The following is a 15,272-nucleotide window of genomic DNA, read 5'->3' as shown; positions in this document are numbered from 1 at the left end:
CGTCGCAAACCATGGCGCATGGACCCGAGCTTTCTCATCACCGCGTGGGTGGCGCTTTTCGTCATCATCGACCCTATCGGCATGACCCCGCTTTTCGTGGCGCTGACTCAAGGCGACGGCCCGTCGCGCCGCCGCGCCATTGCGCTGCGGTCCTGCATCGCCGGGGCCCTGATCCTGATCGTCTTCGCAAGTTTTGGCGAATCCGTGCTGGACTTCGTCGGCATCTCGATGCCCGCCTTCCGCATCGCGGGCGGCCTGCTGTTGTTCCTGACCGCGCTCGACATGCTGTTCGAACGGCGCACCAAGCGGCGCAAGGATCAGGCGGACGAGGAAGACGACCGCGAGGATCCGTCGATCTATCCCCTCGCGATTCCACTGATTGGCGGCCCGGGCGCTATCACCACCGTGATCCTGCTGGCCGGACAGCAACCCGGAGTCGAAGGGCTGGCCTGGGTCATCGGCGTGATGCTCAGCGTGGTCCTCCTCGTGTTCCTCCTGTTCCTGACCGCCGGCCTGCTGGAGCGTGCCTTGGGGCGAACCGGCATCAACGTAATCACCCGCCTGCTGGGGATGCTCCTGGCCGCGCTGGCCGTTCAATTCGTGCTGGACGGGCTCAAGGGATTTGGACTGGCGGGCTGACGCGCCGCTCCTTATATCTTGACCATGACCGGAGATGACACCGCCCGCCTGCTCTATCTCGTGCTGCTCGGCGCCGCCGTCGTGGCGTGGTTCTTTGCGCAGAACCGGACCTCGCTGGGCAAGAACATGCAGTACATGGTGGTCTGGGGGCTGATCTTCGTGGGCGCCATCGCCGCCGTCGGACTTTGGGGCGACATCCGCAACACCGCACGCCCCGCATCCTACACGAGCTTGGGCGAAGACCAGATCGAGTTGCGCCGGGCGCTGGACGGTCATTACTACGTCACGGCCCAGGTGAACGGGGCGCCCGTGGACTTCGTGGTGGATACAGGCGCCACGCTGATCGTGCTGACCCGCGCCGATGCCGAACGCGCAGGCCTGAATACGGATGATCTCGCTTTCATCGGGCGCGCTGGCACCGCCAACGGTACGGTCAGTACGGCGCAGGTGCGGCTCGACAGCCTGACCATCGGCCCGCTTGAGGATCGTGGCATCGCGGCCTCCGTCAATGGCGGCGAATTGGACAAGTCTCTCTTGGGCATGAGCTATCTCGAGCGATTCTCGAGCGTTCAGATTTCCGATGGGCGGATGATTCTGACCCGCTAGACGGCGCGCCGCCCCTACGCCTCGGCCTTTTTCTCCCAGCGGCCGGAGTCCTCGGACCAGTATTGCGCCGAACAGCCCGCGCCGGTCAGCGCCTTCCACTGGCCACGCGCATGGTTCAGGGCGTGATCGTCGTTGCCGTCAAAAAGGATACAGGCCCGTTCAAGCGCCTGCACTTCGTCGGGTGAGACCTCGGCGCCGTCTACGCTCATGATGCAGGAGGCCCCGTTGGTGGCCTCCCCCGTGCCCAGCAGGATCGGCTGGCGGGCGTCATGCGGCGCGCCCGAGCGGCCATGCGCCAGAAACGCCTCCTCGGGTCCCAGCCACAGTTTCTCGTCCAGCCAGTCCAGCCGCGCCTCCTGCGTGCCGCGCACCAGCACGCGCCAGCCCGCGCCGCGGGCCTTGTCCAGCAACATCGGCAGCGTCGCCTCCAAGGGGCGGCGGGTCAGGTGGTAGAAAAAGACCGCGCCCATCACTCCCCTTCGTATTGATCGGCCACCAGCCGGTCGAGGGTCATCACGCCCCAGCCGGTCGAGCCCTTGGGGGCGAAATCGGTGTCCTTGGTCACCCGCGCCACGCCCGCGATATCAAGGTGAATCCACGGCGTGCCCTCCTCGACGAAGCGTTGCAGGAATTGCGCCGCGGTGATCGACCCCGCGGGGCGTCCGCCCACGTTCTTCATGTCGGCGATGTCGGACTTGAGCTGCTTGTCATAGGCCTCGCTCAGCGGCAAACGCCATGCGCCCTCGCCCTCGTTCTTGGCCGCGCGCAGGAACTTGTCCGCGAAATTGTCGTCGTTGGAAAACACGCCCGCGTTTTCATGCCCAAGCGCGATGATCATTGCCCCCGTCAGCGTCGCAAGGTCGATGATCGCCGCGGGCTTGTAGGTCTGCTGCGCGTACCACAGCACATCGGCCAACAACAAACGGCCCTCGGCGTCGGTGTTGATGATCTCGACCGTGTCGCCCTTCATCGAGGTGAACACGTCACCGGGACGATAGGCCTCACCCGACGGCATGTTCTCGACCAGCCCGACAAGGCCCACGACATTGGCCTTGGCCTGCCGCAGCGCGAGCGCGCGCATCGTGCCCGTCACAACGCCTGCGCCGCCCATGTCCATGGTCATGTCTTCCATGCCCGTGGGCACCTTCAGCGAGATCCCCCCGGTGTCAAAGACCACGCCCTTGCCAACAAGCGCCAATGGCGCATCGCCATCTCGCCCGCCGGACCATTCCATGACCGCGACCTTCGTGGGTGACGCCGAGCCCTGCCCCACGGCGAGCAAAAGCCCCATGCCATGTTTTTCAAGGTCCTTTTCCTCAAGGATGGTGATCTTGAGGCCGAGGCTCTCCATCTCCTTGATCCGCTTGGCGAATTCCGTCGTGGTCAGGTGGTTGGCCGGTTCAGACACCAGGTCGCGGGTCATAAGCACGCCCTCGGCAACGGCAAGCGCTGATTTCGCCGTCTCGGTCGCCTCGTCCGGCTTGCCGACCATGATCGAAACCGGACCCTGCTCCTCGGGCTGCTCGGACTTGCGTGCGTCGAACGAATAGGCCCGCAGCACGATACCCTGCGCCAGTTCGCCCAGCCGCCGCGCAGTGCCTGCCAGCACCAGAAGCGGCGCCTCGCCTTTCAGCTTGCCCAGGGCGGCACCGGCCTTGCGCGTCTCGACCGGGTCGGCCCCGCGTTCCAGGCACAGCACGTCCAGCGCCTTGGCGGCAAGGCCCGTGGGCCACGCCATCGTGACGACCTGCCCGGGTTTGGTCTTTTCCCAGGCCTCGCTTTCCAACAGGCGCTTGACCGCGCCCTTGGTGAGCCGGTTCACGCGCCGCGCACCGGGGCCCATCTTGCCGTTCGGGGTGACCACCACCGCCACGCGGCCTTCTGCTTCGGCAATGGCGTCAAGGTCCAGCTCGGTGAAGGTGACGGAAACGGGGGTGCTCATATGATGCTCCTTGCGCGCAAATTTTCTGTCTGTCGTCCCCAGACGTAGCGTCTTGCGGGCGGGAAGGCCAGTGCCGGCTGCAAACCGCCGGTCCGCGTCGCTTTAACGGTTTTCCCCCGCAGTCAAATCGCATAACTTGCCGTGAAATGCTGCTAAATTCCGGGGGGGATGCGTGACCAGATTCGACAGGTACATGCTGTCGCAATTCATGGTGCTGTTCGGGTTCTTCGCACTCGTGCTGGTGTCGATCTTCTGGATCAACAAGGCGGTGCGGATGTTCGACCGGTTGATCGGCGATGGCCAGCCTGCCTGGATATTCCTTGAGTTCACCGCCCTCACCCTGCCCGGCGTGATCGGCGTCGTGCTTCCTATCGCGACCTTTGCGGGCGCGGTCTACGTGACCAACCGGATGACTACGGAATCCGAACTGACGGTGATGCAGGCGACCGGCTACTCGCCCTGGCGTCTGATCCGGCCGGTTCTGATCTTCGGCATCATAATTGCCTTGATGATGTCGGTGCTGAGCCACTACCTGATCCCCAAGAGCCTCAGCCAGCTGCGCCTGCGCCAGGCCGAGGTCAGCCAGAACATCACGGCCAAGCTGTTGACGGAGGGAGAGTTCCTGCACCCTGCCCCCGGCATCACCTTCTACATCCGCGACATCACGCCAGAGGGCGAGCTGCGCGATGTCTTCCTGTCGGACAGGCGCAATTCCGAGATTCCGGTGACCTACACCTCGACCCAGGCCTACCTGGTGCAAGAGGGCGGAGGCACCAAGCTGGTGATGGTGGAGGGGCTGGCGCAGAACCTGCGGGCCGAGGGAAACCGCCTCTTCACGACGCATTTCGACGATTTTTCGTATGATATCAGCAGTCTGATTTCCCGCGATCCGACCAACCTGAACCGGGTCGATTTCGCCCTGACGGGCGATCTTCTGTTCCGTCCCGTTGAGATGGCCGAGTCCACCGGCAGCACGGTGCCCGAAGTGCTCTACGAGGCGCATGGCAGGTTCGCGCAGGCGCTGATGTGTATCGTCGCTGCATTGATCGGGTTTGCAACACTCCTGGTCGGCACCTACAGCCGCTTCGGTGTCTGGTGGCAGATCATCGGCGCCTTTACCCTTTTGGTGCTTATCAAGATGGTCGAAGGTGGTGTGTCGGGCGCCGTTCTGGCCAGCGCCAGCGCCTGGCCACTGATGTACGTGCCGACCGGCGTGGGAGCGCTGGTCACGATTATCCTGCTGTACATTGCGGCTTATCCCGGCATTTGGCGCCGTTTGTGGCCGTTCGGCGCTCGCAGCGATTCCTCCGGCCCGGCGGAGGGTGCGGCGTGATCCTTCACTACTACTTTGCCCGCAAGTTCCTGTGGACCTTTGTCGCAATCGCCTCGGTCTTCGTGATCCTTCTGGCGCTTATCGACCTTGTCGACGAGTTGCAGGATTTTCCGAACCTGCCGTTCATGGACGTGCTTGGCGTGGTCCTGCTGAATGTCCCGCACGCGAATTACGAGATCCTGCCACTGGTCGTGATCCTGTCCGCCGTGGCGTTGTTCCTGCGGCTTGCGCGGTCCTCTGAACTGGTGGTCGTGCGTGCCGCCGGGCGGTCGGCCCTGCGCAGCCTGGCGGCGCCGCTGACCGTTGCCGCGCTGATCGGAATCATTTCGATCACCATGTTGAACCCGCTCGTGGCGGCCGCCTCGAAACGCTACAACAACGTGGTCAACACCTATATGGGCGGTGGCACCAGCGTGCTGGCCATCGCCTCCGAGGGCCTGTGGCTGCGCCAGGGCAGTGCCGAGGGCCAGACGGTAATTCACGCCGCAAGGGCGAGTTCGGATGTAACCACTCTGTACGAAGCGACGTTCATCAAATTTTCGCCCGAGGGACAGCCGGAACGCCGGATCGTGGCTGAAACCGCCAGTCTTGCCGCCGGTCAGTGGGAGCTGAAAAACGCCAAGATATGGGAGCTGACGCTGGGTCAGAACCCCGAAGCGACGGCACGGGAAGTGGCGCAGCTGGAACTGCCCTCCGCCCTGACGCAGGACCGCATCATCGACAGCTTCGGCAAGCCCGAATATATCTCGCTGTGGGATCTGCCCGGGTTCATCAACCAGCTTGAGGAGGCCGGATTTTCCGCACGCCGTTATGCAGTGTGGTTCCAGATGGAGTTGTCGCGCCCGCTTTTCCTGGTGGCACTGGTCATGGTCGCGGCGGCGTTCACCATGCGGCACGCGCGGTTGAGCAATACCGGCATTTCGGTGCTGATCGCCGTGATGCTGGGCTTCACGCTGCACTACATCCGCAATTTCGCGCAGATCCTTGGGGAAAACGGGCAGATCCCGGTTTACCTGGCGGCGTGGGCGCCGCCGGTTGCGTCTTTCATGCTGGCGGTAGGCATCCTGCTGCACATGGAGGACGGATGAGGCCGTGGGCGTGCATATGCGCCTTGCTCGCGGGGCTTGCGACCTGGATCATCTGGGCGGGGGACGCCGTTGCACAGGGCGGCGTCGATCCGTCGCCGGCACCTGCAACCGGCGCCACGATGCCAGCTGTCCTTGTGGCAGATGACGTTTTCCTGTCCGGGAACGAACAACTGGTCGCAAGCGGGAATGTCGAGGCGCTTTACGACGGGCGCAGGCTCAAGGCCTCGCAGATCGTCTACGACCGGACCACCGAAACCCTTCGGGTGACGGGGCCGATTTCGCTGGAAGAGGCCGATGGCACGATGCTGGTGCTGGCCGACAGTGCCGAGCTGGACCGCGAGATGCGTAACGGGCTGCTCCGAGGCGCGCGGATCGTGATGGACGATCAGGTCCAACTGGCGGCAAACGAACTGGCCCGGGTGAACGGACGCTACAATCAGCTTTACAAGGCCGCCGTCACCTCCTGCCGGGTGTGCAACTCGAAGAATCCGCCGCTCTGGCAACTGCGCGCGCGCCGGGTCGTTCACGACCAGAAGGAAAGGCAGCTCTATTTCGACGGTGCGCAATTCCGCATTCTGGACACGCCGGTTTTCTACCTGCCCCGCCTGCGCTTGCCCGATCCGACGCTAGAGAGGGCCACCGGCTTTCTCGTGCCTTCGCTGCACAATTCCTCGCTCCTCGGATTTGGCGCCCGTGTGCCGTATTTCATCCGTATCGGCGATCACAAGGATCTGACCGTCACACCGTACCTGTCGACCGAAAGCCGGACGCTGGAACTTCGCTACAGGCAGGCCTTCCGCACAGGCGAGATCGAGGTCACCGGGGCTTTGAGCGACGACGATATCGGCGGACGCAATTTCAAATCCTATGTCTTTGCAGAGGGCACCTTTGCCCTGCCCCGGGATTTCACTCTGCGCTTTGATATAGAGGCGGTGAACGACGACACCTACTTGCTGGATTACGGCTACTCCGACAAGGACCGTCTGGACAGCGAGATTTCGGTCGAACGTGCCCGGCGGGATGAATATGTCCGGGTGGCATTCACCCATTTTCACTCGCTGCGGGCGGGCGAAAGCAACACGACGCTGCCCACGTTGGTCTCGAATGGCGAATACGAAAAACGTATCCAGCTTGCCTATGCGCCGGGCGGAGAACTTCGTCTCGGGGTCCTCAGCCACGCGCATTACAGAACCTCCGGCCTTGCCGTTGACGGGCCGGATTTCGATCCTTTCGCCGATGGCCGCGACGTTGCCCGCTTCACTCTCAGCGCAGACTGGCACCGGTCGTGGACGTTGGGCCCGGGCGTGCTGACCAAAGCGCAGCTTGGGCTGGCGGTCGACAGCTTCCACATCAGGCAAGCCGGCGTCACAAGCCAGTCCGACGCGGTCGAGGTGACGCCATCAGCCTCGGTCGAACTGCGATGGCCGCTTGTCAAAACGACGACGTCGGGGGCCACCCACGTGGTCGAACCGGTCATGCAGCTGTCATGGGTCGGAGGCAGCAATCCACTGGTACCCAACGACGAAAGCACCCGGATCGAGTTCGACGAGGGCAATCTTTTCGCCACCTCCCGCTTTACCGCACCGGACAGGCGGGAACGCGGCTTCAACTCGGCCTACGGCCTGAGCTGGACGCGCTATGGCAACAAGGGCTGGCAAAGCTCTTTCGCCGTGGGACAGGTCGTGCGTGAAGAAACCCAGATCGACCCGGCGGGCGGCTTTGCCTTCACCAATTCCTCGGGCCTGCAGGATCGCTATTCGGACCTGCTGGTCGCCGGACAGTTCAAGACCGATGACGGGCTCGCGATTACAGCGCGGGGACTTTTCGACGACGATTTCGTCACCACCAAGGCCGAGGCCCGTGCCAGCTGGCGCAACGACCGTGCCGCCGTGGGCGGTACCTATATCTGGCTGCGAAACGACGTGGCCGAGGCCCGGCCCAACAACATCTCGGAATGGGCCTTTGACGCCTCCTATCGGCTGTCGCGGCACTGGACCGGCAACGCCGATTGGCGCTACGACGTGGCCAGCGACGAATCCGTCCGCGCCGGGGTCGGGGTCACATACACGAACGAGTGCGTGGACGTTACGCTTTCGGCCTCGCGTCGGTTCACCTCTTCCACTATCCTCGAGCCATCGACCGATATCAGTTTCACGGTGGGCCTGCGCGGTTTCACCACAAAGACACGCGACAAAAGCTACGTCCGGACATGCGAGCAATGATGCCAAGACTTACCTTTCTATCTTCCGCGCTTCTGGCGCTTTCCATATTCACGACCACTTCCGTGACCGGTACGGTCCCGGCACAGGCGCAGCAAAGCCCGTTCGACGCCGTCATAAAGGTCAACGACCAGGCCATTACGCGCTACGAGATCTCTCAACGTGCCAGGATGCTTCAATTGTTCCGCGCGCCGGGCGATCCCGAGAAACTGGCCCGTGAGCAGCTGATCGAGGATCGACTGAAGCTCGACGCCGCCAATGCGGTGGGCTTCGCACTGGACGACGAACAACTCATGGCCGGGATGGAAGAATTCGCCGGACGGGCCAACATGGATGCAGAGCAGATGCTCGGCTCATTGCAGCAGGCCGGTGTCGACCCGTCGACCTTTCGCGAGTTTGTCCGGGCCGGTATGACCTGGCGTGAATATTCTCGTGGTCGCTTCGGCCCGCAGATCAACATCGACGAGGATGACATCGACCGCGCCCGCCTTTCGGTCGGTAATGAAACCAGCGTGCGCGTGCTTCTGTCAGAGATCATCATGCCACTGGCGAGCGGCGATCCGCAGACCATACAGGAACGCGCGAACCGCATAAGCCAGTATACGTCCGAGGCGGAATTTGCCGCCGCCGCGCGGCGTTACTCGGCCACCGAGAGCGCCGCCCGCGGAGGACGGATGGAATGGGTCGCCGTAAACGACCTTCCCGAAGGCCTGCGCCCGGTGGTGCTGGGGCTTGGCCCCGGGGAAGTCAGCGACCCGTTGCCGCTGCAAGGCGCCATCGCCCTGTTCCAGTTGCGTGACATCGAAGAGATCGAGCAGCCCGAGCGGGAATACGAAGAGATCGAGTACGCCGCCTATTACATCGAAGGCGGGCGCACCGAGCAGACGCTGGCCCGCGCCGCGCAGATCGACGCCGATACCGATACATGCAACGATCTTTACGGCATCGCCCAAGGCCAGCCGGAGCGCGTGCTGGAGCGCGGCAGCAAGCCTCCCGCCGAGATCCCTGACGACATCCGGTTCGAGTTGGCGAAACTCGATCCCGGCGAAATTTCCACAGGTGTCACCCGCGCCGGTGGTCAGACGCTGGTTGTTCTGATGCTGTGCAGCAGAACCCCCAAGACCGAGGGCGAGGCGCCGACCGCCGAACAGATCACGAATTTCATCCAGAGCCGTCGCCTGGACAGCTACGCCAATGCCTATCTCGAGGAGCTGCGGGCAGCGGCGCGGATCGTCGAGCTGGAATGACCTCACCTTCTGCGTTGACCGTCGCCATTAGCTGCGGCGAACCCGCGGGGATCGGGCCGGAAATTGCGGCCCGCGCGTGGGCTGCGCTGAAGGACGAGGTCCCGATACTGTACCTGGGCGACCCCGACCACTTGCCCGGCGACGTGCCGGTGGCCTGTATCGAAGATATCCGTGACGTGGCCGAGGCCGCTGAGAGCGCCCTGCCCGTATTGGCGCATCGTTTCAAAGGGCCGTTGACGCACGGCAAGCCCAACCCCGACCACGCCCAATCGGTGATCGACATGGTCACCACGGCTGTCACGCTCCTGAACGACGGCGCCGTGGGCGCGCTATGCACCGCGCCCATTCACAAGAAGGCCTTGCAGGACGGGGCGGGTTTCTCCTTTCCCGGACACACCGAATTCCTCGCCGATCTTGCCGGTAAAGAGCGCGTCGTCATGATGCTCGCCTCGGAGAATTTGCGCGTCGTGCCGGCCACCATCCATATGCCTTTGTCACAGGTGCCCTCCGCCCTGACCGCTGATGTTTTGGAACAGACAATCCGCATCACCCATGCCGGCCTTATCCGCGACTTCGGGATTGCTGTCCCGCGCCTTGCCGTGGCCGGGTTGAACCCGCACGCGGGCGAAGGCGGCAAGATGGGCCGGGAGGAGATCGAACTCCTCGGTCCGGTGCTCGAAAAGTTGCGCGGCGAAGGTATGGACCTGCGCGGCCCGCTCAGCGCCGACACCATGTTTCATGCCGCGGCCCGTGCCACGTATGACGCCGCCATCTGCATGTATCACGACCAGGCGCTTATCCCGATCAAGACACTGGATTTCGACCGTGGTGTGAACGTGACCCTGGGTCTGCCTTTCGTGCGCACCTCGCCGGATCATGGCACCGCGCTGGACATCGCGGGCCAGGGGATTGCCAATGCCTCGTCCATGATCGAGGCCGTGCGCCTTGCCGCACGCCTTGGTCGGGCGCGCGGATGAGCGGCATCGACGCCCTGCCCCCCCTGCGCGAGGTCATCGCGTCGCATGGTCTGAGCGCCCGAAAGTCCCTGGGGCAGAATTTCCTGCTGGACCTGAACCTGACGGCCAAGATCGCCCGCATGGCCGGCGACATCGGCAATTCCGATGTGCTCGAGATCGGCCCCGGCCCCGGCGGGCTGACGCGCGGTCTGCTGGCCGAGGGCGCCCGGCGCGTCCTGGCCGTGGAGAAAGATGCGCGCTGCCTGCCCGCGCTGGAAGAGATCGCCGCCGTGTATCCCGGGCGGCTGGAGATCATCCACGGCGACGCGTTGGACATCGATCCGGCCGCGCGTTTGTCACCGCCGATCAAGATCGCCGCGAACCTGCCCTACAACGTCGGCACCGAACTTTTGGTGCGGTGGCTTACGCCCGAAGACTGGCCGCCGTTCTGGGACAGTCTTACCCTGATGTTCCAACGCGAGGTGGCCGAACGGATCGTGGCGCGGCCCGGCTCCAAGGCCTATGGCAGGCTGGCGGTGCTGGCCCAATGGCGCAGTTCGGCGCAGATCGTTCTGAACTTGCCGCCAGGTGCGTTCACGCCGCCCCCGAAGGTCTCGAGCGCGGTGGTGCATCTCAAGTCGCTGGACGCGCCGCGCTTTGCGGCAGAACCGAAGGCGTTGGAACGGGTTGTTGCCCGCGCCTTCAACCAAAGACGCAAGATGATGCGCGCGGCATTGAAGGGGCTTGCTCCGGATATCGAGGACAGGTTGATCGCATCGGGAATCAAGCCCACGGATCGCGCTGAAACCGTCGGGCTTGAGCAGTTCTGCGCCCTCGCCCGCAACCTCGGTTAATCCTGGAAGATGCCCTCCGCCAACGAAGGGCACCGGTTACTCCGCAGCCGTCGAAGCGTCCGAGTTTCCGCCATCGCCCTGATCGCCGCCATCATTGTTGCCATCGTCGGCCTTCTTGCGCGGCTTGCGACTGCGCTTGGGCTTCTGCGGCTTCTCGTTGGATTGATCTTCGGGCGTTTCCACGAGGCCGCTGTCGCCGCCATTGTCGTTTTGTGCCAAGTCAGAACCGGACCCGGAGTTGTCACCCTGGTCGCCGCCACCATTGGAGTCGCGCTCCTGACGCTGGGCGCGCTCACGGTCACGCTCGGCCTGGCGCTCGCGGTTCTGGCGTTCCTGCTCCTCGCGGCGCTGGTCCTGTTCCTTCTGGGCAGACCCCAGCAGGCGCAGGTAATGCTCGGCGAATTGCTGGTAATTCTCGGTCAGTACCCGGTCGCCGGACAATTGAGCGTCGCGGGCAAGCTGGTTGTACTTGTCAATGATTTGCTGCGGCGTGCCGCGCACCTTGCCCTCGGGACCGGAACTGTCGAAAACCCGGTTCACGACATTGCCCTGAGGCGAGCGGTTGCGGTTGGACTTGTTCCGCGAACGTGACTTCGATGATCTCATGAGTGGTTGTCAGCCCTATTGCTTGAAGCGCTGTTTGTTCCGGGTGACGCCCCTCGCGTCCATGATGACCGGATCAATGTGCTGGCTTGAATTCACGTACGGGTGTCTCGAGGACCCTCTACGCCGTGATGGTCACCAGTAAACATGCCCAAGCGGTTTTAACAAGGGCTTGGCGCGATTTTTTGCCAAAAAACGCGCTGAAACACCCAGTTTTAGCATATTTCAGCCGGGCCAAACGCCCCCGACCACTCGGTCGCGCCCCTCGATATCCTGCCTGACGAAGGTCTCGCGGAACCCGGCCTGTTCGAAAAGGCGCGTCACCTCGGCGGCCTGTGTCCAGCCGATTTCCACCAGAAGCCGTCCCCCGGGGCGCAGGTGCGCGGGCGCTCCGGGGACGATGACACGATAGGCCGACAGCCCGTCTGCCTCGTCGGTCAGCGCGACGCGCGGCTCGTGCGACAGTTCGGGCGACAGGCCGTCCATCTCGGTCGTCGCGATATAGGGCGGGTTCGACACGATAAGATCGAACCGGCCCTCGACCGCCTCGTACCAATCCGAGCGCAGCAACATGCAACGCTCCGCCACCTCCAGCCGGCGGGCGTTGCGGTCGGCCACGGCCAGCGCCTCGGGCGAAATGTCCGTACCCACACCCGCGGCTCCGTCACGTGCCGCCAGCAGTGACAACAGGATACACCCCGATCCGGTCCCCAGATCCAGCACGTGGCCGAACGTTTGCTCCAGAACTGTCTCGACAAGCGTCTCGGTATCCGACCGCGGGTCCAGAACCGCTGCGCTGACCTCGAACCGGTGATGATAGAAGTCGCGCCAGCCCGTCAGGTGCGACAGCGGAACGCGCGCGACCGTGCGACGCTCCAGCAAGCGTTCCAGCCGTTGCGCGGCTGCGGCCGGCGCGGGGTCGCGGGCGATCAGCGTGATCCGGTCGGCACGGGTCTCCAACGCCAGAGCCACAAGGCTGCGCGCCTCGCGCGGCGCGTCCTCGATGCCCGCGGCCGTCAGAACGACCCCGGCGTGGCGCACGAGGTCGGCAACCGTCTGGCTCACCCTTCCATCTCCGCCAGGAGCGCGGCCTGCGCATCGGTGATCAGCGCGTCGATCACCTCGTCCAGGTCGCCCTGCATCACCTGGTCCAGCTTGTAGAGCGTCAAGTTGATCCGGTGATCGGTCATGCGCCCCTGCGGGAAATTGTAGGTCCGGATGCGCTCCGACCTGTCGCCCGACCCCACCTGTGCGGCGCGGCTGGCCGAGCGTTCGTCATGCATCTTCTGGCGCTCCATGTCGAACAGGCGCGTTTTCAGCACCTGCATCGCGATCTCGCGGTTGCGGTGCTGCGACTTCTCGGAACTGGTGACGACGATGCCTGTGGGGATATGCGTGATTCGCACGGCGGAGTCTGTGGTGTTCACGTGCTGACCGCCCGCGCCGGAACTGCGCATCGTGTCGATCCGCAGGTCGTTCGGGTCGATCTGGATATCCACGTCCTCGGCCTCGGGCAGCACGGCCACCGTCGCGGCAGAGGTATGGATCCGCCCGCCCGATTCCGTTTCCGGCACGCGCTGCACCCGGTGCACGCCGGATTCGAACTTCAGCCGGGCAAAGACGCCCTCGCCCTTGATGTTGGCCACGACCTCCTTCACCCCGCCCAGCTCGGTCTCGCTGAACTCGATGATCTCAAGCTTCCAGCCCCGCGCCTCGGCATAGCGTTGGTACATGCGCAGCAGATCGCCAGCGAAGAGCGCCGCCTCCTCGCCGCCCGTACCGGGCCGGATCTCGATGATGGCAGGCCGCGCATCGGCCTTGTCGCGCGGTAGCAGCGCCAGTTGCAGCCGCTCCTCAAGCGCCGGGCGTTGCTCTTCCAGCGCGTCCAGTTCCTCGGCGGCCAGATCCTTCATCTCGGGGTCGTCCAGCATCGCGCGGGCATTCCCGATCCCGTCCAACACCTCGTTATAGGCGCGGATTTCCTCGACCACCGGGCGCAGTTCGGCGTATTCCCGGCCCAGCTGCGCGATATCGCCCGTCCCGGCCGACATCTGCGCCTCGATATACTCGAACCGCTGCGTGATCTCGCGAAGTTTGTCCAAAGGCACCATCCGCGCGGTGTTGCCTATTCCTCGCGCTTGGTCAAGTCGCCAAGCCGTGCTAGCATAATCTCATGAAACGGATTTTCATCCTTCTCTTTGCCCTCGCCCCCGTGCTGGCCTCGGCACAGGGAAAAACCGTCGAGTGCTACTGCACCGACAAGTCCGGCGCCCGGGTCGAGATGGGCGAGACGATCTGCATGCAGGTCGACGGCCGCAGCTTCATGGCGCAATGCCAGATGTCGTTGAACGTGCCGATGTGGCGCAAGGTATCCGACGGCTGCCTCAGCTCATAACTGCGCCAGCCACTTGTCCAGCCGCTTGGCGTTGACGCCCATATCCGACTTGCCGAACCGCAACCGCCCGAAAAGCACGATCTGGTCGCCCTGCCGCGCAATCGTCGTGTAGTCTGGAAACCCCCACAGGGCCGAACGGGTGATGTATGTGATCATACCCTCCTCGACCGATCCTGCCAGAACGCGCGTCCGCGGCGTGTCGCGAATGATCGCATCGAGCCGACCGAGCGTGTCCCCCTCGGCCGGCACCACGCGCACCGCCCGGCCTTCACCGTCGCCAGGCTCCAGACCACTTGGCAGATCGTGCCAGTCTTCTGGATGAGACGGCGCAAGCCGCACGTAGACCCCAAGCGCGAACAGCGCCAGCACCAGAACGACAATGATCCGCGTGACGATATACATGTCTGCCCCCTCTATCGCCGCGTCCAGCCCCAGAGGCACAGCATCTCCATCACCACATGCGCGCCGGCGATGGCCGTGGCCCCGGTCGTGTCGAACGGCGGCGAGACCTCGACCATGTCCCCGCCCACAAGGTTGATCCCCGCGATATCGCGCAGGATCGCGGCGGCCTGCCAACTGGCCAGCCCGCCCCAGACCGGCGTGCCCGTCCCCGGCGCAAACGCCGGGTCGAGACAGTCGATATCGAAGGTCATGTAGGTCGACGCGTCGCCCAGCACATCCTTGATCCGCGCGGCCACGGCGGCGGGCCCCATCTCGTGCACCTCCCGCGCCGTCAGGGTCGGCACGCCCAGGTTATCCTCGTTCACCGTGCGGATCCCCACCTGGATAGAACGTGCAGGGTCCACCAGCCCTTCCTTCACCGCCTTGTAGAACATGGTGCCGTGGTCGATCCGCTCCATGTCGTCATCCGCCCAGGTGTCGGAATGCGCATCGAAATGCAGCAGGGACAGGGCCCCGTATTTCTCGGCATAGGCGCGAAGGATCGGGAACGAGATATAATGATCGCCGCCGATCGCGATGCTGGCCGCGCCGCCTTTCAGGATGCCACGGATATGCGCGGTCAGGGCGGCGGGAAACTCCGACACCTTGGCATAATCGAACGCCATATCGCCGTAATCCACGATCGCCAGCGCCTCCAGCGGGCTGTAGCCGTCCCAGTAGATGGGCGGATCGTAGGGCTGCAGGCTCGACGCCTCACGCACCGCCCGTGGCCCCAGCCGCGTGCCGGTGCGATTGGTCACGGCCTGGTCGAACGGGATGCCGGTGATGGCCACGTCCACGCCCTCCAGGTACTTGCTGTATTTCCGCCGCAGAAAGGACGGCGCGCCGCCAAAGGCGTTCTCGAACGAAAGGCCGCGCAGGTCGTCCCGCGTGAACGCCTGGTCCACCTGTTTCTTCGCATCCTCAAGCGCCATCTTCGTTGCCTCCT

The 15,272-nt window shown here is 64.2% G+C and carries 16 protein-coding genes; 9 read left to right on the top strand and 7 right to left on the bottom strand.

Going from position 1 to position 15,272, the window contains the following annotated elements:
• Positions 1-18: 18 nt before the first annotated feature.
• Positions 19-639 (top strand): MarC family protein, encoded by a 621-nt coding sequence (locus C2I35_RS16885; protein ID WP_103764221.1) that lies wholly within the window; start codon positions 19-21, stop codon positions 637-639.
• A gap of 24 nt (positions 640-663) precedes the next feature.
• A complete protein-coding gene (locus C2I35_RS16880) occupies positions 664-1,245 on the top strand; it encodes a retropepsin-like aspartic protease family protein (RefSeq protein ID WP_103764282.1) in 582 nt (193 codons plus the stop codon).
• A gap of 14 nt (positions 1,246-1,259) precedes the next feature.
• On the opposite strand, the gene C2I35_RS16875 is transcribed toward C2I35_RS16880, so the two are convergent.
• Positions 1,260-1,715, bottom strand: a complete 456-nt coding sequence (locus tag C2I35_RS16875) for a DNA polymerase III subunit chi (RefSeq protein ID WP_103764220.1) — start codon at positions 1,713-1,715, stop codon at positions 1,260-1,262.
• On the bottom strand, positions 1,715-3,187 hold the full coding sequence (locus C2I35_RS16870) for a leucyl aminopeptidase (protein WP_103764219.1): 1,473 nt from the start codon (positions 3,185-3,187) through the stop codon (positions 1,715-1,717). Before C2I35_RS16870 ends, C2I35_RS16875 begins: the two co-directional genes overlap by 1 nt.
• A gap of 193 nt (positions 3,188-3,380) precedes the next feature.
• Between C2I35_RS16870 and lptF the strand changes: the two genes are divergently transcribed.
• Genes lptF through rsmA form a run of 6 tightly spaced genes read left to right on the top strand, consistent with a single transcriptional unit; the run spans position 3,381 to position 10,884 of the window.
• Complete coding sequence (gene lptF, locus C2I35_RS16865; RefSeq protein WP_103764218.1) at positions 3,381-4,520, top strand: LPS export ABC transporter permease LptF; 1,140 nt, start codon at positions 3,381-3,383, stop codon at positions 4,518-4,520.
• A complete protein-coding gene (gene lptG, locus C2I35_RS16860; RefSeq protein WP_103764217.1) occupies positions 4,517-5,608 on the top strand; it encodes an LPS export ABC transporter permease LptG in 1,092 nt (363 codons plus the stop codon). The genes lptF and lptG overlap by 4 nt, the downstream gene beginning before the upstream one ends.
• The gene (locus tag C2I35_RS16855; RefSeq protein WP_103764216.1) at positions 5,605-7,830 is read left to right on the top strand and encodes an LPS-assembly protein LptD; all 2,226 of its coding nucleotides are present in this window, start codon (positions 5,605-5,607) and stop codon (positions 7,828-7,830) included. The genes lptG and C2I35_RS16855 overlap by 4 nt, the downstream gene beginning before the upstream one ends.
• The gene (locus C2I35_RS16850) at positions 7,818-9,074 is read left to right on the top strand and encodes a peptidylprolyl isomerase (protein WP_342749723.1); all 1,257 of its coding nucleotides are present in this window, start codon (positions 7,818-7,820) and stop codon (positions 9,072-9,074) included. The genes C2I35_RS16855 and C2I35_RS16850 overlap by 13 nt, the downstream gene beginning before the upstream one ends.
• Entirely contained in the window at positions 9,071-10,051 is a 981-nt protein-coding gene (pdxA, locus tag C2I35_RS16845) for a 4-hydroxythreonine-4-phosphate dehydrogenase PdxA (protein WP_103764215.1), read from the top strand. Before C2I35_RS16850 ends, pdxA begins: the two co-directional genes overlap by 4 nt.
• A complete protein-coding gene (rsmA, locus tag C2I35_RS16840) occupies positions 10,048-10,884 on the top strand; it encodes a 16S rRNA (adenine(1518)-N(6)/adenine(1519)-N(6))-dimethyltransferase RsmA (RefSeq protein WP_103764214.1) in 837 nt (278 codons plus the stop codon). Before pdxA ends, rsmA begins: the two co-directional genes overlap by 4 nt.
• Before the next feature lie 36 nt (positions 10,885-10,920).
• On the opposite strand, the gene C2I35_RS16835 is transcribed toward rsmA, so the two are convergent.
• From C2I35_RS16835 to prfA, 3 genes are all read right to left on the bottom strand, one after another.
• Positions 10,921-11,490 carry a DUF4167 domain-containing protein gene (locus C2I35_RS16835; protein ID WP_103764213.1) on the bottom strand — a complete coding sequence of 190 codons (570 nt, stop codon included), beginning with the start codon at positions 11,488-11,490 and terminating at the stop codon, positions 10,921-10,923.
• 222 nt (positions 11,491-11,712) lie between these two features.
• Positions 11,713-12,552 (bottom strand): peptide chain release factor N(5)-glutamine methyltransferase, encoded by an 840-nt coding sequence (gene prmC, locus C2I35_RS16830; RefSeq protein WP_103764212.1) that lies wholly within the window; start codon positions 12,550-12,552, stop codon positions 11,713-11,715.
• A complete protein-coding gene (gene prfA / locus C2I35_RS16825; protein ID WP_103764211.1) occupies positions 12,549-13,598 on the bottom strand; it encodes a peptide chain release factor 1 in 1,050 nt (349 codons plus the stop codon). The genes prmC and prfA overlap by 4 nt, the downstream gene beginning before the upstream one ends.
• Positions 13,599-13,660: 62 nt before the next feature.
• Between prfA and C2I35_RS16820 the strand changes: the two genes are divergently transcribed.
• Entirely contained in the window at positions 13,661-13,882 is a 222-nt protein-coding gene (locus C2I35_RS16820; RefSeq protein ID WP_103764210.1) for a hypothetical protein, read from the top strand.
• Here the strand turns inward: C2I35_RS16820 and C2I35_RS16815 are convergent.
• Both C2I35_RS16815 and speB read right to left on the bottom strand, forming a co-directional pair.
• A complete protein-coding gene (locus tag C2I35_RS16815) occupies positions 13,877-14,284 on the bottom strand; it encodes a DUF1499 domain-containing protein (RefSeq protein WP_103764280.1) in 408 nt (135 codons plus the stop codon). The two genes, C2I35_RS16820 and C2I35_RS16815, sit on opposite strands and share 6 nt — an antisense overlap.
• A gap of 11 nt (positions 14,285-14,295) precedes the next feature.
• Entirely contained in the window at positions 14,296-15,258 is a 963-nt protein-coding gene (speB, locus tag C2I35_RS16810) for an agmatinase (RefSeq protein ID WP_103764209.1), read from the bottom strand.
• Positions 15,259-15,272: the final 14 nt, after the last annotated feature.

The sequence above is a fragment of the Roseovarius confluentis genome (assembly GCF_002917925.1).
Classification (GTDB): Bacteria; Pseudomonadota; Alphaproteobacteria; order Rhodobacterales; family Rhodobacteraceae; genus Roseovarius; species Roseovarius confluentis.
This window is presented reverse-complemented; position numbering and strand designations above follow the sequence as displayed.

Bases quoted from the DNA above. Each gene is read 5' to 3' on its own strand.
- C2I35_RS16885 (WP_103764221.1), top strand. From the start codon at position 19: ATGGACCCGAGCTTTCTCATCACCGCGTGGGTGGCGCTTTTCGTCATC.
- C2I35_RS16880 (WP_103764282.1), top strand. From the start codon at position 664: ATGACCGGAGATGACACCGCCCGCCTGCTCTATCTCGTGCTGCTCGGC.
- C2I35_RS16875 (WP_103764220.1), bottom strand. From the start codon at position 1,715: ATGGGCGCGGTCTTTTTCTACCACCTGACCCGCCGCCCCTTGGAGGCG.
- C2I35_RS16870 (WP_103764219.1), bottom strand. From the start codon at position 3,187: ATGAGCACCCCCGTTTCCGTCACCTTCACCGAGCTGGACCTTGACGCC.
- lptF (WP_103764218.1), top strand. From the start codon at position 3,381: ATGCTGTCGCAATTCATGGTGCTGTTCGGGTTCTTCGCACTCGTGCTG.
- C2I35_RS16855 (WP_103764216.1), top strand. From the start codon at position 5,605: ATGAGGCCGTGGGCGTGCATATGCGCCTTGCTCGCGGGGCTTGCGACC.
- C2I35_RS16850 (WP_342749723.1), top strand. From the start codon at position 7,818: ATGCGAGCAATGATGCCAAGACTTACCTTTCTATCTTCCGCGCTTCTG.
- pdxA (WP_103764215.1), top strand. From the start codon at position 9,071: ATGACCTCACCTTCTGCGTTGACCGTCGCCATTAGCTGCGGCGAACCC.
- rsmA (WP_103764214.1), top strand. From the start codon at position 10,048: ATGAGCGGCATCGACGCCCTGCCCCCCCTGCGCGAGGTCATCGCGTCG.
- C2I35_RS16835 (WP_103764213.1), bottom strand. From the start codon at position 11,490: ATGAGATCATCGAAGTCACGTTCGCGGAACAAGTCCAACCGCAACCGC.
- prfA (WP_103764211.1), bottom strand. From the start codon at position 13,598: ATGGTGCCTTTGGACAAACTTCGCGAGATCACGCAGCGGTTCGAGTAT.
- C2I35_RS16820 (WP_103764210.1), top strand. From the start codon at position 13,661: ATGAAACGGATTTTCATCCTTCTCTTTGCCCTCGCCCCCGTGCTGGCC.
- C2I35_RS16815 (WP_103764280.1), bottom strand. From the start codon at position 14,284: ATGTATATCGTCACGCGGATCATTGTCGTTCTGGTGCTGGCGCTGTTC.
- speB (WP_103764209.1), bottom strand. From the start codon at position 15,258: ATGGCGCTTGAGGATGCGAAGAAACAGGTGGACCAGGCGTTCACGCGG.